Origin of the sequence: Streptomyces radicis, from assembly GCF_003626575.1 — a bacterium.
GTDB lineage: Bacteria > Actinomycetota > Actinomycetes > Streptomycetales > Streptomycetaceae > Streptomyces > Streptomyces radicis.
On record NZ_RBDY01000007.1, the window covers coordinates 1 to 26,262 of the forward strand.

A 26,262-nucleotide genomic window follows, 5' to 3' on the forward strand; every position below is an offset into this window, starting at 1 on the left:
GGGCAGCAGGGGTGGCAGGCCCGTCAGCCACGACACCGAGCTCTACAAGGAACGGAACACCGTCGAACGCGCGATCAACAGGATGAAGGCATGGCGGGGCATCGCAACCCGCTACGACAAGACCCCGGACAGCTACCTCGCCGGCCTCTACCTTCGCGCCTCGATGATCTGGATCAAGGACCTGACACGAGCCACCCCTTGAACACAACTAAATACGCTCCCTAGGGGAGTCGGACGCTGAGCTGGTGGCCGAGCTCGTGGAAGCCGAGGGCCGCGGCAACCCGGCGCGATGCCGCGGGTCTGGCGCGCCACTGGGGCAGCAGGCGCGCGGCGCGGGCGTGGGCGACGGCCGCGGCGGCGGCGCGGCGGGCGAGGCCACGGCCGCGCGCGTCGGGGGCGGTCAGCACACACAGGTGGGCGGTCGCGGCGGGCCAGCGAACGTAGCCCGCCGCGGCCACCGCGCGCCCGCCCTCGCGGACGGTGAACGCGGGCGAGATGATCTCGGCGAGGCCGCTCTCCCCGGCGTCCGCGGGACCGGCCGCCGCCAACAGGGAACGCAACTCATAGTGATCCGGCGGAAGTTGGTCAACGCCCTCGGTCCCGGTGGCGCCCCGATGCCCCCGCGGGGCCTCCTCGGGCGCGTAGGCGAGGGTGGCGGGGCCGAGGACGTCGGTGAAGGGCAGGACCGCCGCGAGGGCCTCGGGGCCGGTGAGCGCGGGGGTGGGCAGGGCGGCCACCGCGCGGCGCAGGGCCGTCGCGTGCGCCTCGGTGGGAACGGTGGCGACGGTCGCGGTGCCGAGGGTGACGATCCCGGCCCAACCGGCGGGCGCGAAGCGCGAATCGGGCGCCGTGACCACGGTGGCCGCGCCCTCGGCAAACCGAACGCGCGCCCCGGCACATTCCTCCCAGACGGCGGTCGCGCGCCTGGTCAGCGCGTCGGGGCTCACTGGTGACTCACCGACCCATCCACCGGCTCATCCGCCGGTTTTTTCACCGGCGAATCGATTCTTCCTTGGAGGGCGGCATCCGAATCGGGCGAGATGGGGGTCTTGGAGGGGGAGAGCACGTTTTCACCGTTCGATCGGGGGAGTCCATGAGTCACAGCATGAGGAGCGCCGGTCCTGGCACAGTCGGGCCACGCCGGTCGAGCCGTGCCGAAAGCCTGCCATGCCCGCCGCGCACGGGAGTTGAGCGGGGCGCGGCGGGGGTACCCGGGGGCGCACCGACAGCGAGCGAGAGGGTCGCCATGGCGAGACTCGCGCCGTTCCGCACGGGCCGGTGGACCAGGCCGCCGCCACTGGTGGCACCGGCGGCCGCGGCCGGGCTTGCCATCGAGTCCACTCCAGTTCCTAGGGTCGCCGACATGACCACCACGACACCGCAGCACCCCATTTCCTCGGGCTTCGGAGCCCGGAGCACGGCGGACGACGTCCTGCGCGGCATCGACCTGACCGGGCGGCTCGCCCTGGTGACGGGCGGGTACTCGGGCATCGGCCTGGAGACGACACGCGCGCTCGTCAGGGCAGGCGCCAGGGTCGTCGTGCCCGCCAGGCGGCGCGCCCTCGCGGAGGAGGTCCTGGCCGACCTGGCCGACGAGGTGGAGATCGACGAGCTCGACCTCGCCGACCTCGACGGCGTCCGGGACTTCGCGGCGCGCTTCCTCGCCACGGGCCGGTCGATCGACATCCTGATCGCCAACGCCGGGATCATGGCCTGTCCCGAGACCAGGGTCGGCCCTGGCTGGGAGGCCCAGTTCGCGACGAACCACCTCGGGCACCACGCCCTGGTCAATCTGCTCTGGCCCGCCCTCGCCACCGGCGGCGGCGCCCGCGTGGTGGCCGTGTCCTCCGGCGGCCACGCCCACTCGGGCATCCGCTGGGACGACCCGCACTTCGAGCGCGGCTACGACAAGTGGGAGGCGTACGGGCAGGCCAAGACGGCGAACATCCTGTTCGCCACGCATCTGGACGCGCTGGGCCGGGACTTCGGGGTGCGGGCGTTCTCGCTGCACCCGGGCGGGATCCTCACCCCGCTCCAGCGCCACCTCCCCCGAGAGGAGATGGTCGGGTACGGCTGGATCGACGCGGAAGGCAATCCGCTGAACCCCTCGTTCAAGACCCCGGAGCAGGGCGCCGCGACCCAGGTCTGGGCCGCGACGTCCCCTCAGCTGGACGGCCTCGGCGGGGTCTACTGCGAGGACTGCGACATCGCCCGCCCCACCGATCCCTCCGACCCCTGGACCGGGGTCCACGAGCACGCCACGGGCGCCGAGCGGGCGGCGCGGCTGTGGGCGCTCTCGGCCGAGCTGACCGGGGTGGACGCGTTCGCCTCCGACGCCTCCGCGGGCGGCGCGGTCACGGCAGCGGGGGAAGGCCGGTGACGCTCATGACCAGGGAGTAGACGGAGGTGGTGGCGGCGATGAAGAGGCGGTTGCGGCGGGGGCCGCCGAAGCGGATGTTCGCGACGACCTCGGGCACCTTGACGCGGCCGAGCAGGGTGCCGTCGGGGTCGTAGCAGTGGACGCCGCCGTCCATCGCCGCGGCCCACAGGCGACCGGCGTCGTCGAAGCGGATGTTGTCGAAGCTCCCCAGGGCGCAGGCCACGAAGACCTCGCCACCGGTCAACGTGCCGTTCTCGTGTACGTCGAAGGCGCGGATGTGGTTCGCGCGGCTGTCGGAGACGTAGAGCCGTCGGCCTTCGGCGGAGAAGACCAGCCCGTTGGGTCCCTCGAAGCCGTCGGCCACGAGCCGGACCTCGCCGTCGGCCGGGTCGACGCGGTAGACGTTGCACGCGCCGATCTCGCTCTCGGCGCGGTGCCCCTCGTAGTCGGAGACGATGCCGAAGTCCGGGTCGGAGAACCACACGGCGCCGTCGGCGGCGACGGCGGCATCGTTGGGGCTGTTGAGCCGCTTGCCCTGGTAGCGGTCGGCGAGGACCGTGACCGACCCGTCGTGCTCGGTGCGCGTGACGCGGCGGTTGCCCTGCTCACAGGTGATGAGGCGGCCCTCGCGGTCGAGGGTGTTGCCGTTGGGGTGGCCAGCGGGCGAGCGGAAGACGCCGACCGCGCCCGTCGTCTCGTCCCAGCGCAGCAGCCGGTCGTTGGGGATGTCGCTCCACAGCAGATAGCGCCCCGCCGGGACGTACAGCGGCCCCTCCACCCAGCGGCACCCTTCGTACAGCGTCTCGAGACGCCGGTCGCCGAGGTCGCACCGCCCCGTGCGGAACCGCTCGTCGAACACCTCGTACACGCCGCCCTCGCCCATCGCCCCGCTCCTCTCCGAGCGCGCCCTCGCGCGCCCGCCGACACACTCCCGCCGACCGGTCACCGAGTGCACAACGGGAACGCGCCCCGGTCAAGCGCCGCGCGCCTCCCTCGTGAGCCGTGAACCGCCGTGTTACCCCGCGACGTTGCGCGCCACGCCCCACACCACCGCGACCGCGAGCAGCGCGGCCGTGGGCAGCCGGGCGAAGCGCGGCCGGTAGCGGCGCCCGCGCAGCCCCTCCACCAGCCAGCGCCCGCCGAGCCAGCCGAACAGCGGGACGCCCACGAGCAGCAGCACGGGGTTGTCAGCCCAGGCGGCGGCCAGGTCGCCGTGCAGCAGGTCGTAGCACATGCGGGTGGCGCCGCACGACGGGCAGTCGAGGCCCGTGGCCCAGTTGAACGGGCAGCGCGGCAGCAGCGTCCCGCCGCCGTGCGGGTCGGCCCCCCACAGATACGCGGCCCCGGCCAGACCGGCCGCGAGCGTGGCCAGCGGCGGCGTGGCCGGGTGGGAGAGCCAGCCAGGCCGCCCGCGGAACGCCCTCGACGCCGCCCGTCCCGTCGTCCCCATCGGCCCGTCAGCTCCTCAGCACGCGGCCCGCGGCGTCCGTGCGGTCGTCCTTGACCAGGAAGAGGATGCCGTCGATGAACGCCCAGAGCCCGCAGCCGCCCAGGGTGAGCAGCTGGGCGATCGCCATGCCGATGTGCCCGGTGTACCAGCGGCCCGCGCCGAACACTCCGAGGAGGAGCTGGAACAGCGCCGCGACGACCTTGGACTTCTCCGAGTAGATCCGCCCGAACCGGTCGTAGCCGAACGGCGCGGCCGGGTCGTACCCGTAGCCGGGGCCGCCGTAGTGTCCCGGCGGCGGGTAGTGGTCCGGCGGCGGGCCGTAGGGACCCGGCGATGGGTAGCCGCCGGGCCTGGCCCCGGGCTGGCCGCCCGGGGGCGGCGGGGCGAAGGGATCGTGATCTGACATGTCCCCCCCTGGGGAGATGAGCGGTGCGGAACGGTCGTCCGGCCGACCCCGCCATACTGCCAAAGAACCGGCCCGAGGAACCGGCCCGAGGAACCGGCCCGCAGAACCCGCCCGAGGAACCGGCCCGCAGAACCCGCCCGCAGAAACGGTCAGTCCAGCAGCGCCCCGGTCCACGCCGCGGCCCGCCGCTCCGCGTGCTCCGCGTCGCCGCGCCACACGACGCCGTGCCCCTCGCGCCACAGGGTGGCCCAGGGCTCGCGCCCCTGTTCGCGCCCGGCGCGCAGGAAGTCGTGCATGGCGCGCGAGCGGGCGGCGATCAACGGCACGAGCGCCCGGCGTTCGGCCTCCCCCGCCAGGCCGTAGGCGTCGACGAAACGGCGCAGGCGGGCCGCCTCCGCGCCCTCCTCGCGCCCGAGCCCCGGCACGCCGGTGAGGGGCACGAACCCCCGGGCGGCATAGGCCAGATCCCACAGGCGCGTGCCGGGCCCCACCATGTCCCAGTCGATGAACGTCCAGGCGTCGGTGGCCTCGTCGAGCACCAGGTTCCAGGGGGCGAGGTCGTGGTGGACGATCAGCTCCGGCTCGCCCGGCGCGGGCATCAGCACCTGCCAGCGCGCGTCGGGCGGCGGGGTGAACGCGGCCATCGCGTCGTGGAACTCCCGGATCAGCCGGGCCACATGGACCAGCCGGTCCTCCGGGTCGAGCAGCGCGAAGCGCTCGGGCCACACGGTGGCCCCTGGGGCGAACGTCAGCACCTCGCGGCCGCGTTCGTCCAGGCCGAGCGCGCGGGGCGCGGCCCGGTAGCCCACCGCGCGCAGGTGGTCGAGCACCGCGTGCACCGCGGGCGTCCAGGGTCCCGCGGGCCGGCGCACGGTGTCGCCGACCCGCACCACCCCGGCGCTGGCGTTGCCGCCGGTCAGCGGCTGTTCGTCGGGTACGTGTCGTTCGGGCACCCCCGCATTGTGCCCGCGCGTCACTTGATGCCGCCCTCCGCAAGGCCCGCGCGCCAGCGGCGTTGGAGCGGGATGAACAGCAGGATCAGCGGAATGGTCGCCACCGCGGAGCCCACCACGACCAGGCGTGTGTAGTCGGGGTTCTGGCTGACGGCTGAGCTCCAGGTGAACAGGCCCTGCCCGATGGTGAAGAGGTCGTTGTCGGTGACCATCACGAGCGGCAGGAAGAAGTTGTTCCAGATCGCGATGAACTGGAAGAGGAAGATCGTCAGCGCCCCTGGCCCCATCATCCGCAGGCCCACGGAGAAGAACGTGCGGATCTCCCCCGCACCGTCGATGCGCGCCGCCTCCAGCATCTCGCCGGGTATCGCGCCCGACGCGTACGCGCGCGCCAGGTAGACGCCGAAGGGGTTGACCATGACCGGGATCAGCACCGACCAGAAGGTGTCGGTCATCCGGATCTCCGACATCATCAGGTAGAGCGGCACCACGATCGCGGTGTGCGGGACGAGGACGCCCGCGATCACCAGCGCGTACCACTTCTCCCGCCCGCGGAAGGCGAACTTGTCGAACGCGTACCCCGCCGCCACCGAGAGCAGCGTCGCCACGGCCGCGCCCACGACGGCGTACAGCGCGGTGTTGAGGATCCAGCGCGCGAACCGCCCTTCGTCCTGCGCGAAGAGGTCGCGGACGTTGTCCGGGACGTGGAAGCCGGCGGAGGGCGAGAAGCCGTTGCTGCCGTACAGCTCGGGCAGGGTCTTGGTGACGCCGAAGACCATCCAGACCAGCGGCATCAGCGTGTAGAGCGCGGCGATGGCGCACAGGGTGGTCGCGGTGGCGCGGCCCAGCCACCAGTGCCGCTGTCGCTCGTTCGTCCGGGGCTCGTTCGTCCGGGGCTCGTTCATCGCAGGGTCCTCCGGTTGGCGAGCTTGGTGACGACGAAGGAGAGGGCACCGGCGAGCACGGCGATCAGCACGGAGACGGTGGCGGCGTAGTGGTAGTCGTTGGCGTTGAACGCGGCCTGGTAGGCGTGCATGTTGGGCGTCCACGTGTTGGTGACCGAGCTGAGCCCCGGCGCCTGGACGATCGTCGTCTCGGTGAACAGCTGGAGCGAGCCGATGATGGTGAAGAGCGCGGCCACGAAGACCGCCGCGCGCACCTGCGGCAGCTTGACGTCGAGCGCGGTGCGCACCTCGCCCGCGCCGTCGATGCGCGCGGCCTCGACCGTGGAGCGCGGCACGGCCTGGAGGGCGACGTAGATGAGCACGATGTTGAAGCCGAGCGACTGCCACAGCGCGATGTTGACGAGCGAGAGCATCACCGCGTCGCCGTTGAGGAAGTCCACGTCGACGCCGAGCCCGTCGAGGAAGTCGATCACCGGGCTCAGGCCCGGGGTGTAGAGGTAGCGATCGCCGCGATCAGCCCCGGCACGATGTGCGGCAGGAACAGCACGGTGGAGAAGAAGCGGCGCGCCACGGTCAGGGCGCTGTCGAGCAGCAGGGCGAGCGCGGCGGAGAGCGCGACGAGCAGCGGGACGTGGATGAGCCCGTAGACCAGCACGCGCCCCGTGCCCTGGAGGAACACCTCGTCGGTGAGGGCGCGTCGGTAGTTGCCGAACCCGGCGAAGACCTTGCGCGGACCCTCCCAGCCGATGCCGTCGAAGCTGTCGCGGAAGAGGCTGAGGCCGACGGCGTGGAGCATCGGCGCCAGGTAGGTGAAGAAGAAGAGCAGGAAGAACGGTCCGAGCAGCAGCAGTACGCCGTTGCGGCGTTCGCGGGCCCTGGCCGTGGTGAGCGATGCCATGGGGGTGTTCCGTCCGTGGGGAGGGGTGGGGGGCGGCCCCGTCAGTCGACGACCTCGAAGCCGCGCTGCCGCATGAGCTCGACGGTGACGTCCTGCCAGCGGCGCAGCGCCTCCTGGAGGCCGCCCGGGGTACCGGCGAGCGCGGCGGTCTCGTCGTTGAGCCGGTTGAACCCCTCGGCCATCGACGGGCCCCACTCCCACGAGGGGTCCACGGTCGCGGCGGCTTCCGAGGCGACCCGGGGCAGGTCCATGCCCCGCACGAACGTGTTGGCCCGCTCGGTCTCCTCGCCCCACACCTCGGTCAGGGTCGTGTTGGCGGGGAACGCGGTGGAGGCGGGGGCCGCGGCGGCGATCGCGTCGGGCGAGGTGGAGACCCAGCGGGCGAACTCCATGGCGGCGTCGGGGTGCGGCGCGCCCTCGGGCAGCGCCATGGTGGAGCCGCCGTAGTTCCCCGCGGCGGGCTCGTCCCACGCGGGAACGGGCGCGACGCCCCAACGGCCCGCGAGCTCGGGCACGAAGCGGGAGATGTTGGCGGCCGACCAGAGGGCGCCGATGAGGGTGAGGGAACATCCCTGCTGAAGGTCGGTGACATGGCTCTCGGAGTAGAGCGGCTCGTCGACGACCAGGCCCTCGGTGATCAGCCCGTCCCAGTAGCGGGCCATGGCGAGGCTGGGCTCGTCCGCGGTGTCGACGCGCCACGTGCCGGTGGAGGTGTCGAACCAGTCGGCGCCCGCCTGCCACGCGAGCCCGGCGACCAGGCCCGCGTCGTTGGCCTGGATCGTGGAGAGGCTGACGCCGGGGCGCTCAGCGCGCACACGCTCGGCGAGGTCGCGGAACTCCTCCCAGGTGCCGGGGGGTTCGAGGCCGTACTCCTCGAACAGGTCGGCGCGGTAGAAGAGCGCCTGGGGCGCGATGTCCTTGGGCAGCGAGTAGACCTCGCCGCCCAGCTCGACCTGGCTCCAGGCCCACTCCGGGTACTGGTCCTCGATCTCCGCGACGCCGAAGTCCGTGATGGCTGAACGACGTTCTGGGTGACGAACGTCGGCAGCTGCGGGTACTCCACGGTCACCACATCGGGGGCCTTGCCCGCGCGCACGGCGTTGAACAACTTCGAGTAGCCGCCCGATGTCCCCGCGGGTATCAGCTCGAACTCGACCCGGATGTCGTCGTGTGTGGCGTTGAACCGGCTCACCATCTCCTGCGCGCCCGAGGCCCAGGACCAGTAGGTGATGACGGTCGGCCCCTCGCCCGCGCCGCCCCCGAGCGAGCACGAGGCGAGCAGCGCGACCGCCGTCCCTGAGGCGAACAGGCGTTGCATGGCGCGGATTCTGCGGTGCGACACGGATGCGGCTCCTTGTGGTGACGGATGTCACAGCACCCTGGAGGACGGGTCTGCACCAGTCAAGAGAAAAGTTCATGATCGTTCATAAGCATCAATGATTAACCATTAAGCTCAATGAACGACCGTGAGAGGGGGCCGTCGTGCTCGTGGAACAACGGCAGGAGTTGCTGCTGCGGGAGCTGCGCGCCACCGGGGCGGTGCGCGTGGCCGACCTCGCCGTCCGCTTCGGGGTGTCGGCGGGAACGATCAGGCGCGATCTCTCGGAGCTCGCGGCGCTCGGCCGCCTGACGAAGGTGCGCGGCGGGGCGATCACGGCGGTGCCCGCGGCGAAGCCGCGGCACGAGCCGTGCCCCGAGCCGGTGTTCGCGGACGGGGAGGGCCCGACGCTGGGGCTCCTCGTGCCGTCCGCGACGTACTACTACCCCAACGTGGTCGGCGGCGTCAGGGCCGTGGCGGCGCGGCGGGGGGCGCGCATCGTGATCGGTCTCACGGACTACGCGCCGCCGCGCGACCTCCAGCAGATCGACGAGCTGTGCTCGTCGGGCGCGGACGGGCTGCTGATCGCCTCGGCGAGCGGCCACTACGTGCCCGAGGCCACGCTGGAGCGGCTGCGGGCGACGGGGAAGCCGTTCGTGCTGATGGAACGGCATCCCGAGGATTCGTTCGAGCCCTGCGAGTTCGTGGTCTCCGACCACCGGCAGGGCGCGTACCGGGCGGTCGGCCACCTGCACGCGCTCGGGCACGACCGGGTCGCCTGCTACCTGACCGGCAGCCCGACCGCGCCGCTCGTGGCCGAGGGGCACGCCCACGCGGTCGCGCGGCTCGGGCTGGACCCGTCGGCGCCCGTGGTGGACGGCGGGCGGCCGCCGTTGGGCTCGCGCCAGGCGGTGCGGCAGTACGACACGTTCATCGACCGCTGCGTGGCGAGCGGGGCGAGGGCGGCGCTCGTGCACTCCGACCACGACGCGATCGAGCTGCTGCAACGGCTGCGGGCGCGGGGGTTGCGCACGCCCGAGGACATGGCGCTGATCGCGTACGACGACGAGTTCGCGGCGCTGGCCGAGGTGCCGCTCACGGCGGTGGCGCCGCCCAAGCGGCAGTTGGGCGAGCAGGCGGCGCACCTGCTGCTCGACCGCCTGCGGGCACCTGGCCCGCTCCCCGCGCGCCAGGTGGTGCTACAGCCGACGCTGACGGTACGAGCCTCCTGCGGCGCGGCGGGCCTTGCCGCCGCGTGAGCGGAGGCTGCGCCGCCCCGCCGCCTGCGGCGGGCCCCGCAGCACGATGCGCTGGCGCGCACGGCGCGGCGTGGCGGCGCCGCCGTGCCGCCCCGGCGGCCGGTAGCGCTCCGCGCCTGGCGCGCAGCGCAGGCGTGTTGCGCGGTGGGCCTCGCCGCTGGCGCGAACGCCCTGGCGGGCGGGCTCGCGGCGGCGAAGCCGTGCCGCACCGCGCGGGGGCCCTGCGCCGGGGCGCTGACCGGCCGTCCGGCCGGTAAGGGCGGGCGGGTGGGCGCCCCTAGCCCCGTGGGTAACGGCTCAGCCACACCTCCGCCGAGTCCGCCGGGCCGTGGAGGGCCGGGCCCTGGGTCATCTCCATCGCGAAGTCGTCCGCGAGCTCCAGGATCGTCGCGCGGCCCTCCACCTCGGCCAACCACGCCGGAGGCAACGCCGTTTCGCCGTGCAGGGCACCCAGCAGGTTGCCGCAGATCGAGCCCGTGGAGTCGGAGTCGCCGCCGTGGTTGACCGCGAGGAGCAGGCCGTGGCGCATGTCCTCGGCCACCAGCGCGCAGTACACCGCGATCGCCAGGGACTCCTCGGCCGTCCAGCCCTCGCCGAGCGACTCGACGCGCTCGGGGCTCGGCAGCCCCTGACGCACCGCGCCGAGCGCCTTCTTGAGCGCCTCCGTCGTCTCCTCGTGCCCGGGGCGCGTCGCCAGCTGGACGAGCGCCTTCTGCACCGCCGCGTCCAGGTCCTCGCCGCGCACGAGCGCGTGCACGATCGCGGCGAACGCGCCCGCCGCCAGGATGCCCGTCGGGTGGCCGTGCGTCTGCGCGGCGCACTCGACGGCCAGTTGGAAGACCAGCTGCGGCTCCCAGCCCACCAGCAGCCCGAAGGGCGCCGAGCGCATGACCGTGCCGCAGCCCTTGGACTCGGGGTTCTTGGGCCGGTCCACCGTGCCCATCACGTCGTCGCCGAGGCCGCTCAGGCACGCCCGGCCCGGCGCGCGCCGCGCGTAGAGCCACTCCTCGCGCGCCAACCAGCCGTCGCCCGCCCGCCGTTCGTCCGGGCCCCACTCGTGCTGCGTCCTGAACCACCGCCGGTACGCCGCGTGCACATCCGTCGGCGGGTGCCACGCCCCGGTGTCGCGGCGGACGTGCGCGCGGATCAGCCCGTCCACGGTGAACAGCGTCATCTGCGTGTCGTCCGTCACCGCCCCGCGCCGCCCGTACGCCTCGACGTAGTCGGTCACCCCGGCGGGCCCGTGCGCCTCGGTGATCTCGGCGAGCGACGCGAACTCGATCCCCGCCCCGAGCGCGTCCCCGATCGCCCCGCCGAGCAGGCAGCCGCGCACCCGGCCGCGGAAGTCCTGCTGCTCCGCGCGCCCCCACAGCGCGCCGCCGACCGGGGCCGTCACGCGTCGGCTCCCGCCCCTGGAAGCACGGGCAGCAGCCGCGGCAGGCGCCCTTCGGCGGCGAGCGCCGCCGCCTCGCGCTCGGGCGACACCGCGCCGTAGAGCGTCGTGCGCAGCCGCGAAGGGCGGCCCGCCGCCTCGGCGATGGCCCGCAGGTCGCCCACCGAGCGGTAGGAGCCGTAGGCCGAGCCCGCCATGCGCGAGATGGTCTCCTCCATCAACGTGCCGCCCAGGTCGTTCGCCCCCGAGCGCAGCATCTCCGCCGCGCCCTCGGTGCCCAGCTTGACCCAGCTCGTCTGGATGTTCCTGATGTGCGGGTGGAGCAGCAGCCTGGCCATCGCGGTGACCGCGCGGTTGTCGCGGTGGGTGGGCCCTGGGCGGGCGATCCCGGCCAGGTAGACGGGGGCGTTGGTGTGGATGAACGGCAGCGTCACGAACTCGGTGAAGCCCTCGACGCCCTTCTCCTCGTTCGCCCGCTGGATCCCGGCCAGCGTCCGCAGGTGGCCCAGCCAGTGGCGCGGCTGGTCGACGTGCCCGTACATCATCGTGGAGGAGGAGCGCAGGCCCAGCTCGTGCGCCGTGGTCACCACCTCGATCCAGGTGCTCGTCGGCAGCTTGCCCTTGGTGAGGATCCAGCGGACGTCGTCGTCCAGGATCTCGGCCGCGGTGCCGGGGATCGAGTCGAGCCCGGCCTCGCGCGCTGCGGTCAGCCAGTCGCGGATCGACATCCCGGTGCGGGACGCGCCGTTGACGACCTCCATGGGCGAGAACGCGTGGACGTGGATGCCGGGCGCGCGCTCCTTGACGGCCCGCACGATGTCGAAGTAGGCGTCGCCCGGCAGGTCGGGGTGAATGCCGCCCTGCATGCACACCTCGACGGCGCCCACCTCCCATGCCTGCGCGGCACGTTCGGCGACCTGGTCGAGGGAGAGGGTGTACGCGTCGGCGTCGGTGCGGCGCTGCGCGAAGGCGCAGAAGCGGCAGCCGGTGTAGCAGACGTTGGTGAAGTTGATGTTCCGGGTGACGACATAGGTGACCTCGTCGCCGACGACCGAGCGCCGCAGGTCGTCGGCGACGCGGCACAGCGCGTCGAGCGCGGGCCCTTCGGCGTGCAGCAGCGCGAGCGCCTGGTCGTCGGTCAGCCGCGTCGGGTCGTCGGCGGCGACGGCGAGCGCGGAGCGCGCCTCGGAGTCGAGGCGCTCCACGCGCGCCCCCGGCTCGGCCGCCATGCCGGGCCGGGCCCGCAGCGCCAGCTCGGCCCAGTCGCCGTAGACCTCGTCGAAGTCGGCCCGCCGGTCGCCCGTGCGCCCCTCGGTGTCGATCGAACGGTGCAGGTCCGTGCGGCCCCGCGCGGTCAGCGGCCGGTCGGGCTCCTGCCAGGGCAGGCCGCGCGGGATCGCGTCCTCGCGGGCCAGGCCGGTGTCCGGGTCGGCCAGGGCCGTGACATGCGGCAGCAGCCTGGGGTCGAGCCACGGCTCGCCGCGCGTGATGAACTCGGGGTAGATCGTGAGGCGTTCACGCAGCGTGAAGCCCGACTCGGCGGTGCGCGCCGCGAGATCGTCCAGGTGCGGCCAGGGGCGCTCGGGGTTGACATGGTCGGGGGTCAGCGGCGAGACGCCGCCCCAGTCGTCGATGCCCGCGCGGATCAGCAGCGCGTACTCGTCGTCCACCAGGTTGGGCGGCGCCTGCACCCGGGCCGCGGGGCCGAGGAGCAGCCGGGTCACGGCCACCGCCGCAGCCAGCTCGCTGAGCTCGGCGTCCGGCATGGCGCGCATCGCGGTGTCGGGCTTGGCCCTGAAGTTCTGCACGATGACCTCCTGGACGCCCCGGTAGGCGCGCGCGACCTTGCGCAGCGCGAACACCGAGTCGGCGCGCTCCTCGTAGGTCTCGCCGATGCCGATGAGGAGGCCCGAGGTGAACGGGACGCTGGAACGCCCCGCGTCCTCGAGCACCCGAAGGCGCACGGCCGGCTCCTTGTCGGGCGAGCCGTGGTGCGGGCCGCCGGGCTCGGACCACAGGCGCGTCGCGGTGGTCTCCAGCATCATGCCCATCGAGGGCGCGACGGGCTTGAGGCGCTGGAAGTCGGTCCAGGACAGCACCCCGGGGTTGAGGTGCGGCAGCAGCCCGGTCTCCTCGAGCACCCGCACGGCCATCGCGCGCAGATACGCGAGCGTCGAGTCGTACCCGGCCGCGTCGAGCCACGCGCGCGCCTCGGGCCAGCGCGCCTCGGGCCGGTCGCCCAGGGTGAACAGGGCCTCCTTGCAGCCCATCTCGGCGCCGCGCCGCGCGATGTCCACCACCTCGTCGGGGGAGAGGAACATCCCGTGCCCCGCCGCCCGCAGCTTCCCCGGCACGGTCACAAAGGTGCAGTAGTGGCAGCGGTCCCGGCAGAGCCTGGTCAGCGGGATGAACACCTTCTTGGAGAACGTGATCACACCCGGGCGCCCCGCGGCCTCGAGCCCCGCGTCCCGCACCCGGGCGGCGGCCGCCGCGAGCCGTTCGAGGTCGGCGCCTCGCGCCTGGAGCAGCACGGCCGCCTCGGCCACGTCAAGCGCCACCCCGTCCTCGGCCCGGCGCAGCGCCCGCCGCATCGCGTTGGCCGTCGGACGGTCCCCGGGGGCGTGCCCTGACGTCGGTTCCTGCGCGCTCGTAGTCATGCCTCCGAGGATAAGAGCGGGACGAACACCAGAACACGGCGTCGCCCATGGAGCACGCCCCCGCCCCGGGCCTACCCTGGCGCCGGTGGAATTCGCTCAGGCAGACGACGGCGCCGAACAGACACGCACCCTTCGCGGCCATCTCGCCCCCGGCGCCCCCGACTTCGTGTACCTGCCGGTCCAGGTGCCGCCGGGCGTGCGGCGGATCGCCGTCTCGTACGCCTACGACAGGCCCGAGGTCCCCGCGGGCACCCGGGGCAACGCCCTGGACATCGGCGTCTTCGACGAGCGCGGCACCGACCCGCCGGGCGAGGGCTTCCGCGGCTGGTCGGGCGGCGCGCGCACCGCGTTCACCATCGGCGCCGAAGGGGCCACGCCCGGCTATCTGGCGGGCCCGGTCGGCGCGGGCGTGTGGCACGTGGTGCTCGCGCCCTACACCGTCGCCCCAGGTGGCCTGGACTACGAGGTCACCGTGCCCCTCACCCACGGGCGCGGAGGGCGAACCCCGCGCCCCGCGTATCCGCCGGAGCGCGCGGCGGGCCGGGGCCGCGCCTGGTACCGGGGCGACTGCCATCTGCACACGGTGTACTCGGACGGGCGGCGCACGCCGGCCGAGGTCGCGGCGGCCGCGCGCGCCGGGGGGCTCGACTTCATCGTCACCACCGAGCACAACACCCCGGCGGGGCACGGGGCCTGGGAGGGCCTGTGGGGCCCCGACCTGCTGGTGCTGTGCGGCGAGGAGGTCACCACGCGCAACGGCCACTGCCTCGCGCTCGGCATCGCCCCCGGCACGTTCATCGACTGGCGCTACCGCGCGCGCGACGGCGCGTTCGCCCACTACGCGCGCCGCATCCGCCGCGCGGGCGGGCTCGTGGTACCGGCGCACCCCCATGCCGCGTGCGTCGGCTGCTCCTGGAGGTTCGGCTTCGCCGAGGCCGACGCCGTCGAGGTGTGGAACGGGCCATGGACGCCGACCGACGAGGCGCACCTGGCCACCTGGGACGGCATGCTCCGCTCTGGCGACGCCTGGCTGCCCGCGATGGGCAACAGCGACGCCCACCGCGAGCCCCAACGGGTCGGCCTGCCCCAGACCGTGGTGCTCGCCGATGACCTGACGCGCCGCGCGATCCTGGACGGGATCGGTTCAGGCCGTAGTTACCTGGCCGAATCCTCCTCCGTCGCCCTGACGTTCGGCGCCGACGACGGGCGCGGGCGCCACGCGGGCATCGGCGAACGGCTCGACGCGCCCCCCGAGGCCCCCGTCACCGCCCGCCTCACGGCCTCGGGCGTGCCGGGCGGAGAGGTCCGCCTGGTCTCCGACCAGGGGGTCATGCACACCGGTCACCTCTCGGCCGCCGGCACGGGCGAGGTGAGCTGGACGACCACCCCGGGCAACGCCACATGGGTCCGCGCCGAGGTCAGGCACCCGGCCCCCGAGGACGGCGCCCCCGGCGTCCCAGGACCGATCCCAGGACCGATGGCCGCGATGACGAACCCGGTCTTTCTCGGGGCAGGCCCACACGGATAGACTCCAACGTTCGCGCCCCATACGTTGAATTGGTAAAGCAGAGGACGCCATGGCCGTTGGTGAGGGGACCACGGGGGGTCACACGCCTGCCTTGCGTTTCGCCGTGCTCGGCCCGGTGCGCGCCTGGCTCGGGGAGAGACCACTGGCCTCCGGTTCGCCTCAGCAACGGGCCCTCCTCGCCGCCCTCCTGCTCCGCCGCGGCCGCACCGCCACCGCGCAGGAGCTGGTCACCGCGCTGTGGGGCGAGGAGCCCCCGCTCCAGGCCGTCGCCGCGCTGCGCACCTACGCCTCCCGGCTGCGCCGCTCCCTCGCGCCGCGCTCGGAGGTGCTGGTCACCGACCTCGGCGGCTACGCGCTACGCCTGGGCCCTTTCGACGAGCTCGACCTCGACACCGTCACCAAGCTGACCGCCGAGGCCGAGAAGTCGGCGGCCACCGGCGAGTTGACCCGCGCCCACGACCTCTACGGCAAGGCCCTCGCGCTGTGGGACGGCGAGGCGCTCGGCGGCATGCCGGGGCACGAGTCGGAGATGGAGCGCGACCGGCTGGCCGAGCAGCGCCTCGTGCTGCGCGAGGCGCGCCTGGATGTCGGCATCCAGGCCGGGCTGCACGCCGAGGCCGTCTCCGAGCTGACCGCCCTGACCACCGCGGAGCCCCTGCGGGAGCGGCTGCGCGAGCTGCTGATGCTCGCGCTCTACCGCAGCGGCAGGCAGGCCGAGGCCCTCGCGGTCTACGCCGACGCCCGCAAGCTCCTCATCGACGAGCTCGGCGTCGAGCCACGGCCCGAGCTGTCCGACCTCCAGCAGCGCATCCTCAACGCCGACACCACGCTCAACCAGCCCACGCAGCAGCTCTCCTCGGCCGCCCCCGTCGTCCGCCCCGCGCAACTCCCGGCCGCGGTCCCCGACTTCACGGGACGCAAGGCGTTCGTCGCCGAGCTCGGCGCCCAACTCGCCTCCGCCGACGGGCGGGTGATGGCCGTTTCGGCGGTGGCCGGGATCGGCGGCGTCGGCAAGACGACGCTGGCCGTGCAGGTCGCGCACGCCGCACGCGAGCACTTCCCCGACGGCCAGCTCTATGTCGACCTCCAGGGCGCGGGCGCCGCGCCATCGGACCCGGCCGCCGTGCTCGGCGCGTTCCTGCGGGCGCTCGGCCAGCAGGACACCGGCATACCCGAGACCCTGGACGAACGCGCCGCGCTCTACCGCTCGTTGCTCGACGGCCGCCGCGTGCTCACGCTCCTGGACAACGCCCGCGACGCCGCCCAGGTGCGGCACCTGCTGCCCGGCACGCCCGGCTGCGCCACGCTCATCACGAGCCGGGTGCGGATGGTCGACCTGGCGGGGGCGCACCTCGTCGACCTCGACGTGATGAGCCCCGAGGAGGCGCTGACCCTCTTCACCCGCATCGTCGGGCCCGAGCGCGTCAACGCCGAGCGCAACGCCGCGATGGACGTCGTCGCCGCGTGCGGCTTCCTGCCCCTGGCCATCCGCATCGCCGCCTCGCGCCTGGCCACCCGCCGCACCTGGACCGTGGCCACCCTGGCGCGCAAGCTCAGCGACGAACGCCGCCGCCTCGACGAGCTCCAGGCGGGCGACCAGGCCGTGAAGGCCACGTTCGAGCTGGGCTATGGCCAGCTGGAGCGCGAACAGGCCCGCGCGTTCCGCCTGTTGGGCCTGGCCGACGGCCCCGACATCTCCCTCGCCGCCGCGAGCGCCCTGCTGGGCCGCGACCCGGCCGACGCCGAACACCTCCTGGAGACGCTGGTCGACACCTCGCTCCTCGAGTCGGCGGCCCCGGGCCGGTACCGCTTCCACGACCTGGTCCGCCTCTTCGCCCGCGCCTGCGCGGAGCGCGACGAGCAGCCCCCCGCCGAGCGCGCCGCCGCCCTCGCCCGCCTGCTCGACTTCTACCTCGCCACCACCGCGCGGGTCTACGCCGTCCAGCGGCCCGGCGACCGCCTCCCCGACCACCTCGCGCCCACCGAGAGCCCGGGGTTGAGCTTCGCCAACGGGAGCGCGGCCCTCGACTGGCTGTTCGCGGAGGCCGACTGCCTGCTGGCCTGCGTCCGCCAGCTCGCCCTCGGGGACACGTTGCGCGCCTGCACCGACCTGCTGCTCGCGGCGCGCGACCTGGACGAATCCGGCACGTTCTCCCGGCAGTTCGAGCAGGCCGCGCTCACCGTCCTCGACGCCGCGTGCCGCTCGACGGACCCGCTGATCGAGGGCCGCGTGCGCCTGGCCCTCACCCACGCCTACAACCTGGCCTGGCGCCTCGACGAGGCCGAGGAGCAGGCGCGCCACGCGCACCTGCTCGGCCTCGAGGCCAACGACCCGGTGTCCTCGTGCATGGCGCCCAACGAGCGCGGCGGCATCGCGTTCCACCGCGAGCGGTACGCGGACGCCGTCGAGTACCTGGAGTACGCCCTGGCCGCCTTCCGCCGCGACGGCAACAGGGCGGGCGAGGCCAGCGCGTTGACCAATCTGTCGCGGGCACACTCCTCGCTCGGCGAGCACGAGCTCGCGGTGCGGCTGGCCAGGGAGGCCATCGACCGCTACGTGGAGCTGGGTTCGAGCCTCAGGCTGGCCAACGGGCACTACGCGCTCGGGGTGTTGCTGACCGCGGCGGGTGAGCATGCCGCGGCCTTCGACGAGTTGTCGGCCGCGCTCGCGGGCTTCGAGGAGAACCGGCAGCGGGTGTGGGTCGGCATGACCTTCATCCGCATGGCCGAGGCCACGCTGGGCACGGACGCCCCCGACGGGTCGGCGGCGCTGGCGGAGCGCGCGGTCGCCCAGTTCAGGGACGTCGGCAACGAGTGGATGCAGGCCCGCGCGCTCACCATGCTGGGCCGGGCACTCGACGCCGTGGGCCAGCCGGGCCGGGCCAGGGCGTGCTGGCAGCAGGCGCTGACCGCGTTCGAGAAGCTCGGCAGCGGGGAAGCGGCGGAAGTGCGGAACCTCCTGGGCTCCGTGGGCGTCTGAGCCACCGAGTCGCCCACTTTCGGCCCGCTCGTCCATCGAATGTTTATCGCGGGCTGACAGGCTCGGGCGCACTCGGCCGCCTCATCGGGGGAGGGCGGCCGAGCGGGTCGGCCGCGGGTCGCGGAGGAGCCACGGCCGACCCACTACCGTCCCTCGTGACTTACGGAGTTCCACATGAGTGATGTCAAGCCGCAGGGCGACAACCACGTCTACGACGAGCCCACCAGCGCGGGGAGCGGTAAGAAGCCCACCGTCAAGCCGCAGGGTGACAACCACGTCTACAGCGAGCCGGCGGCGACCGAAGGAAAGGGCAAGAAGCCCACGGTCAAGCCGCAGGGCGACAACCACGTCTACAGCGAGCCCGAGGGCAAGAGCGACAGCTGAATCGTCGCCAGTCCTCGTCACCGGTAACCGGCTGCGCCGCCTCCCCGCGATGCGCAGCCGGTTCTCTGTGCGGGCGGCGGGGCATTCTCATGAGATGCGGTCATTCACCGACCGTGTCGAAACAACTTCCGTCACAAGGGGATTCGCCATGACACGCCTGATGAGAGCACTCGCCGCCTGCGCCGGAGCCGCCGCTCTGCTCGGTGCCCTCGCCACCACCGCCGCCGAGGGGTCGGGCACGGCGGACGAGGTGCGCGCCGATACCCATGTGTACGAGTTGGGGCAGGGTTGATGGCCCACCCCGTCGGCGCTCGTTTATCGCTTGTTTATGGCGCCCTGTCATTCTCATGACTGACCGGCCGCACAGGGGTGCGCGGTTGGCCTCTCCCGGATCCATTCGGCGGTAACGGGGGAGCCGCCGAATGGACTCGGGTCCGGTGACCGGCTCGGGCGGCGTGGAGGGGGCGTCGTCCGGGCCTGAGCCGACCCGGCGTCACGGTCGGGAGCCCGCCGGTGGGGGCCGGCGGGCTGAACCGTTTCCCCGCGCGTTTCCCTTCCCGTGGTCACATCCCGTGGTCACAGCGGCTCGGGCGGCCCGCTGGTGTGGGCGGCGCCTCCCGCGAAGCGGTCCATCGTCTCCACGAGCCGCTGGAGCAGCGCCACCGAGCCCACCGCGTCGCCCGGCAGCTGGAGCGAGTGGTCGGCGCCGTCGAACTCCAGGATCTTGTGCGGCAGTCGGCGCACGGCCTCGGCGTCCCACAGCGGGTCGGCCGTCCCGCCCACCAGCAGCGTCGGCGCGGCGCAGCCGTCCAACGCCGTGAGCACCGGCTCGGTCGTCAGCAGCGGGGTGAGCCAGACGGCGGGCAGGGACCGTTCGGCGGCGATGCCGGCGGCCAGCGTGCCGAGGGACTTGCCGACCAGGAGCCCGCAGCCCTCGGCCTCGATGACCGCCACCACCTGCCGTTCCACCCAGGCGAGCCGCTCCCCCTCGGTGAACTGCTGGAACGTGCCGGGGACCTCCCACCACAGCTCGCGCACGTCCCAGCCGTGCTGCTCGAGCACGGCGCGCGCGTAGTGGAGCAGGGGCCGCGCGGGGGTGTAGCCGATGCCGGGCACGACGAGCGCGGTGCGGGAGCGGGCGGCGCCGCCCGCTGACGGTGCGTTGGAGGTCATGGCCGCAGCGTAGGCCGTTCAGTCCAGGTAGACGGTCACCGCGAGCGGCAGGTGGTCCGACGCGGTGGTGTCGGTCAGCGTGAAGTCGCCGAAGGCGACGTCCGAGGCGCCGAGGATCCAGTCGACGCGGCGTGGCGGGGTGGTCGCCGTGTCGCGTGACGGGTCGCCGATCTCGTCCTGGGCGCTGCGGAACCCGGCCGCGGTGACGCGTGCGATCTCCTCGGATCCGGGGCGGGCGTTGAGGTCCCCGGCCAGCACGGTGGCCCCGCCCTCGGCCGCGGCGTCGAGCACCGGGCCGAGCTGCGCGAGCCGCGCGTCGGGCAAGTCGCCGCCGTCGAGGTGCGTGGCGACGACGCGGGCCTCCTCGCCGTCGGTGAGGCGGACGGTGAGCGAGGCGAACGAGCGGTCCATGTCGCCGCCCGCGCGCGGCAGTCCGGTGGCCGACGACTCGACGACGGGCAGGCTGGTGAGGACCAGGTTGCCGAACCGCCGGTCCGCGGAAGGCGCCCACACCGCGGTGACGTCGAGGCGGCGCTCGAGCCAGGTCGCCAGGTCGAGGCCGCCCGCGCCCGGCCAGCCGCGCGGGACCTCCTGGAGCGCGACGACCTGCGCGTCCGACTCCCTGATCACCTCGAGGATCCGCTCGGGCGCCAGCTCGCCGCCGCGGTCGACGGCGCCGTGGACGTTCCAGGACAGCAGCCGGTACATGCCGCCCGCGGTGTCCCGCGGCAGCGGCTCGGGCGCGGAGCGCAGCGCGGTGGCCAGCGGGGGCCAGGCGAGCAGGAGGGCGGCCAGGACCACGGGCACGAACGCGTGGCCGAGCGGGCGCGGGGCGGGCAGGGCGCGCGTGGCGTATCCGGCGTGCGCGGCGTATCCAGCGGCGACGGCGAGCAGCGCGGCGGTGAGCACGGCGAACAGCCCGGGCACGACCCGCAGGTGGAGCGGGAGCACGAGCAGCAGCTGGCCGACGACGGCGCCCGCCCCGGCCAGCGCGAGGTCGAGCGGCGCGCCCCGGCCCACGGTGAGCGGGCGCGCGGTCAACGTGGCGCGCACGGTGGCGGGCAGCGCGGCGAGCCCGGCCAGGGCGGCGACCGGGGCGAGCGACGGCACCCACCCGGCCACGGCGACGGCGAGGACGAGGACGGCGGGGGCGACGGGGATGCGCGGTATGCCGGGGATACCGGGGAGGGGTGGCCGGGGCGCGCTCAGGGCGGCGGTGCCGAGCAGCGCGCCCGCCGCGATCCACAGCCCCGCGGAGGTGAGCGAGACGCCGCCCTGCGAGGCGAGATACGCGGGCGAGGCGAGCAGCGCGCTCCACAGGGCGAACGCCGGTCCGAGCGCGGCCAGTTCGACGCCGCCCACGGGCCGCGTCGCCGTGCTCGGCCCGGTGTACGCCCGCCAGGCGAGCGCCCCGAGCGCGCCCGCGCACGCCAGCGCCCACAGCCAGCCGATCGCGCCCCCGCGCCAGACCGGGTCGAGCAGGTCGAGCGGGAGCCGCAGCGCCACGTCGGCGGCGACGGCCAGGGCGAGCGCGCGGGCGGCGCGCCCTGGCCCGTTGCGCGAGGTGGCGGCGGCGTCGCGCACGGTGAGCACCAGGGTGGCCAGGGCGAGACCGGCCGTGGCGGCCAGCACGGGGACCGTTCTCGCGCCGGGGATCTGCGTCAGCAGCCGGGCGGCGGCCAGGGCGGCGACGGCGACGGGCAGCGCCCTGCGCGAGCCAAGCCACCGGACGAGCGGGCCGCCGAGCGCGGCGGCGACGAGGGCCGGGAGGGCCGCGGAGAACGAGCCGACCACGCCCGCGACGCGCAGCGACTCCAGGGTGACCAGGGCGGTCACGGCGACGAGGAGCGGCGGCGTGCGTGGGGCGGTCATGGGCCGTGAGATTAGTGCCCGCAAGCGGGCCGCCGCCGTTCGGGGTGCGAGGGTCGCCCAGGGGACGTAACGTGAGAAGACGAGCCGGAATAAGACAAAAGCCACACCGAGGGAGGCTCGATATGTGGCGTAAAGTCCTTGCGCCCGTGCTCGCCGGACTTGCCATCGCGGCGACGATCGCAGGTGTGTTCCTGAATTGGTACGGCGGCCGTCATGGATGGCATTTCAAGTGGCCGCAGTTGTTCGGCGGGCAGGGCATCACCGGGAGCGACGCGAATCTGCTCACCGGCATGTTCTTCCCGTTCCTGATCGCCTCGCTCATCGCGGTGGCGGCGATCGCACTGCGCTCCGCGTCGCTGATGACCGTGGCGGGCCTGCTGGTCCTGGGGTTCACCATCCTGTGGATGGCCCGGCAGTACCAGACCGCCCACAGCCTGACCGTCGGCCCGGGCGGAATGTCCTGGCCGGTGCTCGGCCCGCTGCTCGGCGGCATCGGCCTGCTGGCCGCGGCGATGATGTACGCCGCCGCCCGGCACGTCGAGCACATGCGCGCCGCCCATGGTGGCGGAGGCGAGGTCCGGCACGGACCCTGGTCGCGCATGCGCCGCCGCGGGGAGGGGGAAGGCGAGCAGGGCCGGGAGGCGGCGTGATCCGCGCCGTTCACCCAGCGCGCGCCCGGCGCGCGTGACACGCCCCCTTAGCGTGGCGAGTTGACCCGCGGGGAGGGCGGCGGCCGAAGAGCCGTCGCCCTCCCCGCGTTTCACGCTGGGCCCCGGGCGGGTGCCCCGCTGACCGACGCGGGGCCGGGCCTCGAAGTCCGCCCGGACAAGGGCTCAGCCCGACTGCCGTGTGCCCCGCGCGGCGTCGAGCGCGTAGACGCAGTGGTCCTGGCTACAGGCGAAGATCATGCCGTCGGCCGCGGCCGGCGTGCCGGTGATCGCGCCGCCGGTCTCCAGCTTCCAGCTCAGCCGCCCGCTCACCGCGTCCAGCGTGTAGAGGCAGTGGTCCTCCGAGCCGAAGTGCAGGCGCCCCGTCCGCACCACGGGGGAGCCCACGATCGCGTCGCCCGCGGCGAAGCGCCAGCGCGGCGTGCCGCTCACGGCGTCCAGCGTGTACATCGCCGAGCCGCTGCCCAGGTGCACGAGGCCGTCCGCGACCACGACCGGCTCGACCGACTGCCGCGCCTCGGTGGCGATCCGCCAGCGGTCGTCGCCCGTGGCCACGTCGAGCGCGTAGACCGTGCCGAGGTAGTCGGTGAAGTAGACCCCTGAGGCGCGCGCCCCCGGCGACTGGTACGTCGCGGGGCACAGGATCGCCGCAGGGGCGTCGAACCTCCAGCGCTCCGCCCCGCTCGCCGCGTCCAGGGCCAGCACGCGCGAGCCCGCGCACACGAACACCACCCCGTCGTCCGTGGGCGTCACCCGCACGGGAACGCCGCCGGTGACCGATGTGTCACCCACGGGATGGCGCCACAGCTCGGTGCCCGTGCGCGCCTCGAGCACATAGAGCTGGCCCTCGCCCCACGCGTGGACGACCCCGTCGTGCACCACGGGCGCCGCGTCGTGGGTCTCGAAGTCCGCCTGCGCGCCGGACATCTCCCACAGCCGCTCGCCCGTGCCCGACTCCCACGCCTGGACGCCCCCGCCGCGCGTGGCGGTGACGACCGTGCCGCGCTCGGCGCGCAGCGCGTAGATCCATGTGTCGGTGGGGACGCGCCAGCGGTCCGAGCCGTCGGTGGCGTCGAGGGCGTACAGGCTCGGCCCGTCGGAGGCCAGCACGCGGCCGCCCGTGACCGCCATCGACCAGGCGACCTCGCGCGTCTTGAACTGCCGCCGCCCGCTGGCCACGTCGAGCGCGTGCACCTCCATCGACGTGACGTACAGCAGGCCGTCGCGCACGGTGGGTGAGCCCCACAGGTCGTTGTTCATCCGGAAGCGCCAGGGGCGCCAGCGGGCGGGGTCCGCGGTGACCGGTCTCTGGCCAGGGTGGGCCGTCGAAGGGCTGGCCATCGGGGACCCGGCCGCGCCGGTGGGCGGGCGGGCCCAGTCAGGGGAGTGCGGCACGAGGTGGTCGCCGGGGCCTGCGGGCTCGCCGCGCTGCGGGCCAGGGCCCACCGGCATCCCCGAGCCGGGGAGCCGCACCGGGCCGTCGCGCCCCGGGGGCGGGGACGACGCGGGGATCGGCGGGGGCAGCGAGGGCGGCGCGGACGGGGGCGTCGTCGGCATCGGGGGCGGCATCGAAGGCGCCGAGGGCGGCGAGGGGGCGGACGGCGCGGAGACCGCGGCGTGCTTCGCCTCGGGCGCCGGCGCGGGCACCTGTGGGGTGCGCCCTCTGCGGCTCTCGATCAGCGCGACCGCGCCGGGCGGCAGCCAGGCCGACGCGCTGCCGGTGTCGTCGCTCGCCGCGAACAGGTGCGGGGCCAGCTGCGCCTGGAGGTCCGCCGGGCTGGGGCGGTCCTCCGGCTTGTGGACCATGAGCGACTCGATCAGCGGCCGCAGCTCGTCGGGAAGCCCCGACAGGTCGGGCCGCTCGCGCAGCAGCATGAAGACCGTCTCCACGGGATTCCCGCCGTGGTAGGGCGGGTGGCCCGTGGCGGCGAAGACCAGGGTGGAGGCGAGCGAGAAGATGTCGCTCGCGCCATTGACGCTGCGGGAGTCCTTGGCCTGCTCGGGCGACATGTACGCGGGGGTGCCGACCGCGACGTTCGTCATGGTCAGGCGGGTGTTGGAGACGCCGGACGCGATGCCGAAGTCGATCACGCGGGGGCCGTCCTCGACCACCAGGACGTTCGACGGCTTGAGGTCGCGGTGCACCAGGCCCGCGCCATGGATGGAGTGCAGCGCCTCGGCGATCCCGGCGGCCAGCCAGCGGACGGCGCCGGGCGGCAGGGGACCGCACTCGGTGACGATCTCCTCGAGCGAGGGGGCGGGCACATAGGCGGTGGCGAGCCAGGGCACCGCGGCCCTGGCGTCGGCGTCGACGACGGCCGCGGTGTAGAAGCCGCTGACCGCGCGCGCGGCCTCGACCTCGCGCGTGAAACGCACCCGGAACAGCTGGTCCTCGGCCAGCTCGCTGCGCACCGTCTTGATCGCCACCCGGCGGCCCGACGCGGAACGGGCCAGGTAGACCAGCCCCATGCCCCCGGCGCCGAGCCGGCCGAGCACCTCGAACGGCCCGATCCTTCGCGGATCGTGCTGCGTCAGCTGCTCCACCATGTGCTGGACACCTCCCCGTACGGGCGCTCATTCACCGCCCCGTGCAGCATCTCATTGCCACGCGGTCCCGCGGACTCACGAGTCGATTCTTCCCCCAGGGACCGACAGTGGCGAACCCGGGGGTCTGGATTGAGGGAAATGTCCCCCATGACCCGATCGCTGGAAACCGTGCCGAACCGACCATCTTCTCTACTCCCCCCGATCGGATGCGATCAAATCGCGCCTAGATCACGCGTCGATAAGCTGACTGGCATGACAGGACAGGTGACAACCGTTGACGGCCGAGTCGCAGGGCGACGCGGTCAGGCAACGCGGCAGAAGCTCCTCGACTGCCTCGGCAAGATGCTGGGGACCTCTCCCTACCGGGACGTCAGGGTCATCGACGTGGCCCGTAAAGCAGGCACCTCACCTGCGACTTTCTATCAATACTTCCCCGATGTGGAGGCCGCGGTCCTGGAGATCGCGGAGACCGCGGTGCGGGAGAGCGGTGACCTCTCCGAGCTGGCCGCCGGGCGGTCGTGGACCGGGAAGGCGGGCCGCCAGACCGCCGAGGAGCTGGTGGACGGGTTCCTCTCCTTCTGGCGGAAACATGACGCCATCCTGCGCGTGATCGACCTCGGAGCGGCCGAGGGTGACCGCCGGTTTGTCCGTTTGCGCACCCGGATCCAGGGCGCGCTGGTCAAGCCGCTGGCCGAGTCGATCGAGGGCGCCCGCTCACGGGGCCGCGGCGCCGACAAGGGCCCGACCCCCGTGGCGCTCGCGGGCTCGCTCGTCACGATGCTGGCCGGGGTCTCGTCCCAGCCCAAGAGCCTCCAGGCGCTCGGCGCCAAGCAGGCCGACCTCAAGCCCGCGCTCACGCTCCTCCTCCACCTCGGCGTCACGGGCCGCAGGCCCACGGCGTGACGCGCGCTCCCCCACGCGCGCCCCCCACGTTCCCCCGCGCTCAGCGCATGCGCCCCAGGTGGATCACGCTGATCAGGACCGCCGCGCCACTGATCTCGTAGACCACCCGGTACGGGCCGACATGGATCCGCAGGACGTCCGCGCTCCCGAACGCCCCCGCGGGCCGCGGGTCATCGGCGAGGTGGTCGACGGCCACGAAGACCTGTTTCACCCCGTCGGGGTCGGTCTTGGCGAAACGCCCCGCCCTCACCGAAGATCCGGCGATACGCCTCCTCATGAGGGACCCCGGCGTCCTCCCCCCTGGCCTGCCGTTCACGATGCGCGGCCAGCGCACGCGCTTCCTCGAGCTCAAGCGCGTCAGCGGGGCTGACCAGTACGGCGACGGTCCGCCCGTGGTCCGTGATCGCCACCGGCTCTCGCGTCGCACAGACCTCGCGGGCGATGGCTCCGAGACGGGCGCGGGCCTCCACGATCGAGTAGCTGATATCCACCATGCACAGAAGATTACAGAAGCGCGCACCGCTGCCGCGCCTCCGCGGGCCGTTGAACTGCCGTGCGGGGATGGGTGGGCGGGCTCTCCTCGCGCCG

General features: G+C 73.9%; 24 protein-coding genes and 2 pseudogenes. 9 read left to right on the top strand and 17 right to left on the bottom strand.

What is annotated here, in order from left to right; translation table 11 throughout:
• Nucleotides 1–202: pseudogene (locus D7318_RS12055) on the top strand (IS5/IS1182 family transposase); the annotation flags it as partial.
• A 19-nt stretch (nucleotides 203–221) separates the two neighbouring features.
• Here the strand turns inward: D7318_RS12055 and D7318_RS12060 are convergent.
• On the bottom strand, nucleotides 222–947 hold the full coding sequence (locus D7318_RS12060; RefSeq protein ID WP_120696940.1) for a GNAT family N-acetyltransferase: 726 nt from the start codon (nucleotides 945–947) through the stop codon (nucleotides 222–224).
• Between the two features lie 416 nt (nucleotides 948–1,363).
• On the opposite strand from D7318_RS12060, the gene D7318_RS12065 reads away from it, so the two are divergent.
• Nucleotides 1,364–2,380, top strand: a complete 1,017-nt coding sequence (locus D7318_RS12065; protein ID WP_120696941.1) for an SDR family NAD(P)-dependent oxidoreductase — start codon at nucleotides 1,364–1,366, stop codon at nucleotides 2,378–2,380.
• Here D7318_RS12065 and D7318_RS12070 read toward each other — a convergent pair.
• The 9 genes and pseudogenes from D7318_RS12070 to D7318_RS34940 form a co-directional block, all read right to left on the bottom strand.
• The gene (locus D7318_RS12070) at nucleotides 2,355–3,263 is read right to left on the bottom strand and encodes an SMP-30/gluconolactonase/LRE family protein (RefSeq protein WP_120696942.1); all 909 of its coding nucleotides are present in this window, start codon (nucleotides 3,261–3,263) and stop codon (nucleotides 2,355–2,357) included. The two genes, D7318_RS12065 and D7318_RS12070, sit on opposite strands and share 26 nt — an antisense overlap.
• Nucleotides 3,264–3,395: 132 nt before the next feature.
• Nucleotides 3,396–3,830 carry a DUF2752 domain-containing protein gene (locus D7318_RS12075; protein WP_220729625.1) on the bottom strand — a complete coding sequence of 145 codons (435 nt, stop codon included), beginning with the start codon at nucleotides 3,828–3,830 and terminating at the stop codon, nucleotides 3,396–3,398.
• A 7-nt stretch (nucleotides 3,831–3,837) separates the two neighbouring features.
• Complete coding sequence (locus D7318_RS12080) at nucleotides 3,838–4,236, bottom strand: TM2 domain-containing protein (RefSeq protein ID WP_120696943.1); 399 nt, start codon at nucleotides 4,234–4,236, stop codon at nucleotides 3,838–3,840.
• A 149-nt stretch (nucleotides 4,237–4,385) separates the two neighbouring features.
• A complete protein-coding gene (locus D7318_RS12085) occupies nucleotides 4,386–5,189 on the bottom strand; it encodes an aminoglycoside phosphotransferase family protein (protein ID WP_230423662.1) in 804 nt (267 codons plus the stop codon).
• Nucleotides 5,190–5,209: 20 nt separating this feature from the next.
• On the bottom strand, nucleotides 5,210–6,094 hold the full coding sequence (locus D7318_RS12090; protein WP_120696944.1) for a carbohydrate ABC transporter permease: 885 nt from the start codon (nucleotides 6,092–6,094) through the stop codon (nucleotides 5,210–5,212).
• The gene (locus D7318_RS33870; RefSeq protein WP_230423663.1) at nucleotides 6,091–6,567 is read right to left on the bottom strand and encodes a carbohydrate ABC transporter permease; all 477 of its coding nucleotides are present in this window, start codon (nucleotides 6,565–6,567) and stop codon (nucleotides 6,091–6,093) included. Before D7318_RS33870 ends, D7318_RS12090 begins: the two co-directional genes overlap by 4 nt.
• Before the next feature lie 5 nt (nucleotides 6,568–6,572).
• Nucleotides 6,573–6,992: a hypothetical protein gene (locus tag D7318_RS33875; RefSeq protein ID WP_230423665.1), complete on the bottom strand. Its 420-nt coding sequence runs from the start codon at nucleotides 6,990–6,992 to the stop codon at nucleotides 6,573–6,575.
• A 41-nt stretch (nucleotides 6,993–7,033) separates the two neighbouring features.
• On the bottom strand, nucleotides 7,034–8,119 hold the full coding sequence (locus D7318_RS32795) for an extracellular solute-binding protein (protein ID WP_408055483.1): 1,086 nt from the start codon (nucleotides 8,117–8,119) through the stop codon (nucleotides 7,034–7,036).
• A pseudogene (locus tag D7318_RS34940) lies at nucleotides 8,017–8,310 on the bottom strand (extracellular solute-binding protein); the annotation flags it as partial. The pseudogene D7318_RS34940 and the gene D7318_RS32795, both read right to left, overlap by 103 nt.
• A gap of 164 nt (nucleotides 8,311–8,474) precedes the next feature.
• On the opposite strand from D7318_RS34940, the gene D7318_RS12105 reads away from it, so the two are divergent.
• On the top strand, nucleotides 8,475–9,569 hold the full coding sequence (locus tag D7318_RS12105; protein ID WP_120696946.1) for a substrate-binding domain-containing protein: 1,095 nt from the start codon (nucleotides 8,475–8,477) through the stop codon (nucleotides 9,567–9,569).
• 277 nt (nucleotides 9,570–9,846) lie between these two features.
• On the opposite strand, the gene D7318_RS12110 is transcribed toward D7318_RS12105, so the two are convergent.
• Both D7318_RS12110 and D7318_RS12115 read right to left on the bottom strand, forming a co-directional pair.
• Complete coding sequence (locus tag D7318_RS12110) at nucleotides 9,847–10,965, bottom strand: ADP-ribosylglycohydrolase family protein (protein WP_120696947.1); 1,119 nt, start codon at nucleotides 10,963–10,965, stop codon at nucleotides 9,847–9,849.
• A complete protein-coding gene (locus D7318_RS12115) occupies nucleotides 10,962–13,619 on the bottom strand; it encodes a bifunctional FO biosynthesis protein CofGH (RefSeq protein ID WP_120696948.1) in 2,658 nt (885 codons plus the stop codon). The genes D7318_RS12110 and D7318_RS12115 overlap by 4 nt, the downstream gene beginning before the upstream one ends.
• Before the next feature lie 76 nt (nucleotides 13,620–13,695).
• Here D7318_RS12115 and D7318_RS12120 point away from each other — a divergent pair, with 76 nt between their 5' ends.
• From D7318_RS12120 to D7318_RS32805, 4 genes are all read left to right on the top strand, one after another.
• Nucleotides 13,696–15,147, top strand: coding sequence for a CehA/McbA family metallohydrolase (locus D7318_RS12120; protein ID WP_120697127.1), 1,452 nt, complete (start codon nucleotides 13,696–13,698; stop codon nucleotides 15,145–15,147).
• A gap of 49 nt (nucleotides 15,148–15,196) precedes the next feature.
• Complete coding sequence (locus D7318_RS12125) at nucleotides 15,197–18,127, top strand: AfsR/SARP family transcriptional regulator (RefSeq protein WP_120696949.1); 2,931 nt, start codon at nucleotides 15,197–15,199, stop codon at nucleotides 18,125–18,127.
• Between the two features lie 174 nt (nucleotides 18,128–18,301).
• Nucleotides 18,302–18,511, top strand: coding sequence for a hypothetical protein (locus D7318_RS12130; protein WP_120696950.1), 210 nt, complete (start codon nucleotides 18,302–18,304; stop codon nucleotides 18,509–18,511).
• A 148-nt stretch (nucleotides 18,512–18,659) separates the two neighbouring features.
• Nucleotides 18,660–18,803, top strand: coding sequence for a hypothetical protein (locus D7318_RS32805; protein WP_183091382.1), 144 nt, complete (start codon nucleotides 18,660–18,662; stop codon nucleotides 18,801–18,803).
• A gap of 284 nt (nucleotides 18,804–19,087) precedes the next feature.
• Here D7318_RS32805 and D7318_RS12135 read toward each other — a convergent pair whose 3' ends face one another.
• Together D7318_RS12135 and D7318_RS12140 are read right to left on the bottom strand one after the other, a co-directional pair.
• Nucleotides 19,088–19,684 carry an alpha/beta hydrolase gene (locus D7318_RS12135; protein ID WP_120696951.1) on the bottom strand — a complete coding sequence of 199 codons (597 nt, stop codon included), beginning with the start codon at nucleotides 19,682–19,684 and terminating at the stop codon, nucleotides 19,088–19,090.
• A gap of 18 nt (nucleotides 19,685–19,702) precedes the next feature.
• Entirely contained in the window at nucleotides 19,703–21,556 is a 1,854-nt protein-coding gene (locus D7318_RS12140; protein WP_120696952.1) for an endonuclease/exonuclease/phosphatase family protein, read from the bottom strand.
• A gap of 122 nt (nucleotides 21,557–21,678) precedes the next feature.
• On the opposite strand from D7318_RS12140, the gene D7318_RS12145 reads away from it, so the two are divergent.
• Nucleotides 21,679–22,206: a hypothetical protein gene (locus D7318_RS12145; protein ID WP_147437670.1), complete on the top strand. Its 528-nt coding sequence runs from the start codon at nucleotides 21,679–21,681 to the stop codon at nucleotides 22,204–22,206.
• Between the two features lie 183 nt (nucleotides 22,207–22,389).
• Here D7318_RS12145 and D7318_RS12150 read toward each other — a convergent pair whose 3' ends face one another.
• Complete coding sequence (locus D7318_RS12150; protein WP_120696954.1) at nucleotides 22,390–24,771, bottom strand: serine/threonine-protein kinase; 2,382 nt, start codon at nucleotides 24,769–24,771, stop codon at nucleotides 22,390–22,392.
• A gap of 252 nt (nucleotides 24,772–25,023) precedes the next feature.
• Here D7318_RS12150 and D7318_RS12155 point away from each other — a divergent pair, with 252 nt between their 5' ends.
• Nucleotides 25,024–25,674, top strand: a complete 651-nt coding sequence (locus D7318_RS12155) for a TetR family transcriptional regulator (RefSeq protein ID WP_120696955.1) — start codon at nucleotides 25,024–25,026, stop codon at nucleotides 25,672–25,674.
• A 40-nt stretch (nucleotides 25,675–25,714) separates the two neighbouring features.
• Here D7318_RS12155 and D7318_RS12160 read toward each other — a convergent pair whose 3' ends face one another.
• Both D7318_RS12160 and D7318_RS12165 read right to left on the bottom strand, forming a co-directional pair.
• Nucleotides 25,715–25,924, bottom strand: coding sequence for a type II toxin-antitoxin system RelE family toxin (locus D7318_RS12160; protein WP_408055478.1), 210 nt, complete (start codon nucleotides 25,922–25,924; stop codon nucleotides 25,715–25,717).
• Nucleotides 25,845–26,168, bottom strand: a complete 324-nt coding sequence (locus D7318_RS12165; RefSeq protein ID WP_120696957.1) for a type II toxin-antitoxin system Phd/YefM family antitoxin — start codon at nucleotides 26,166–26,168, stop codon at nucleotides 25,845–25,847. Before D7318_RS12165 ends, D7318_RS12160 begins: the two co-directional genes overlap by 80 nt.
• Nucleotides 26,169–26,262: the final 94 nt, after the last annotated feature.

Coding starts and splice junctions, on each gene's coding strand:
- D7318_RS12065 (WP_120696941.1), top strand. CDS start 1,364: ATGACCACCACGACACCGCAGCACCCCATTTCCTCGGGCTTCGGAGCC.
- D7318_RS12070 (WP_120696942.1), bottom strand. CDS start 3,263: ATGGGCGAGGGCGGCGTGTACGAGGTGTTCGACGAGCGGTTCCGCACG.
- D7318_RS12075 (WP_220729625.1), bottom strand. CDS start 3,830: ATGGGGACGACGGGACGGGCGGCGTCGAGGGCGTTCCGCGGGCGGCCT.
- D7318_RS12080 (WP_120696943.1), bottom strand. CDS start 4,236: ATGTCAGATCACGATCCCTTCGCCCCGCCGCCCCCGGGCGGCCAGCCC.
- D7318_RS12090 (WP_120696944.1), bottom strand. CDS start 6,094: ATGAACGAGCCCCGGACGAACGAGCCCCGGACGAACGAGCGACAGCGG.
- D7318_RS33875 (WP_230423665.1), bottom strand. CDS start 6,992: ATGGCATCGCTCACCACGGCCAGGGCCCGCGAACGCCGCAACGGCGTA.
- D7318_RS12115 (WP_120696948.1), bottom strand. CDS start 13,619: ATGACTACGAGCGCGCAGGAACCGACGTCAGGGCACGCCCCCGGGGAC.
- D7318_RS12125 (WP_120696949.1), top strand. CDS start 15,197: ATGGCCGTTGGTGAGGGGACCACGGGGGGTCACACGCCTGCCTTGCGT.
- D7318_RS12130 (WP_120696950.1), top strand. CDS start 18,302: ATGAGTGATGTCAAGCCGCAGGGCGACAACCACGTCTACGACGAGCCC.
- D7318_RS32805 (WP_183091382.1), top strand. CDS start 18,660: ATGACACGCCTGATGAGAGCACTCGCCGCCTGCGCCGGAGCCGCCGCT.
- D7318_RS12135 (WP_120696951.1), bottom strand. CDS start 19,684: ATGACCTCCAACGCACCGTCAGCGGGCGGCGCCGCCCGCTCCCGCACC.
- D7318_RS12140 (WP_120696952.1), bottom strand. CDS start 21,556: ATGACCGCCCCACGCACGCCGCCGCTCCTCGTCGCCGTGACCGCCCTG.
- D7318_RS12145 (WP_147437670.1), top strand. CDS start 21,679: ATGTGGCGTAAAGTCCTTGCGCCCGTGCTCGCCGGACTTGCCATCGCG.
- D7318_RS12150 (WP_120696954.1), bottom strand. CDS start 24,771: ATGGTGGAGCAGCTGACGCAGCACGATCCGCGAAGGATCGGGCCGTTC.
- D7318_RS12155 (WP_120696955.1), top strand. CDS start 25,024: ATGACAGGACAGGTGACAACCGTTGACGGCCGAGTCGCAGGGCGACGC.
- D7318_RS12165 (WP_120696957.1), bottom strand. CDS start 26,168: ATGGTGGATATCAGCTACTCGATCGTGGAGGCCCGCGCCCGTCTCGGA.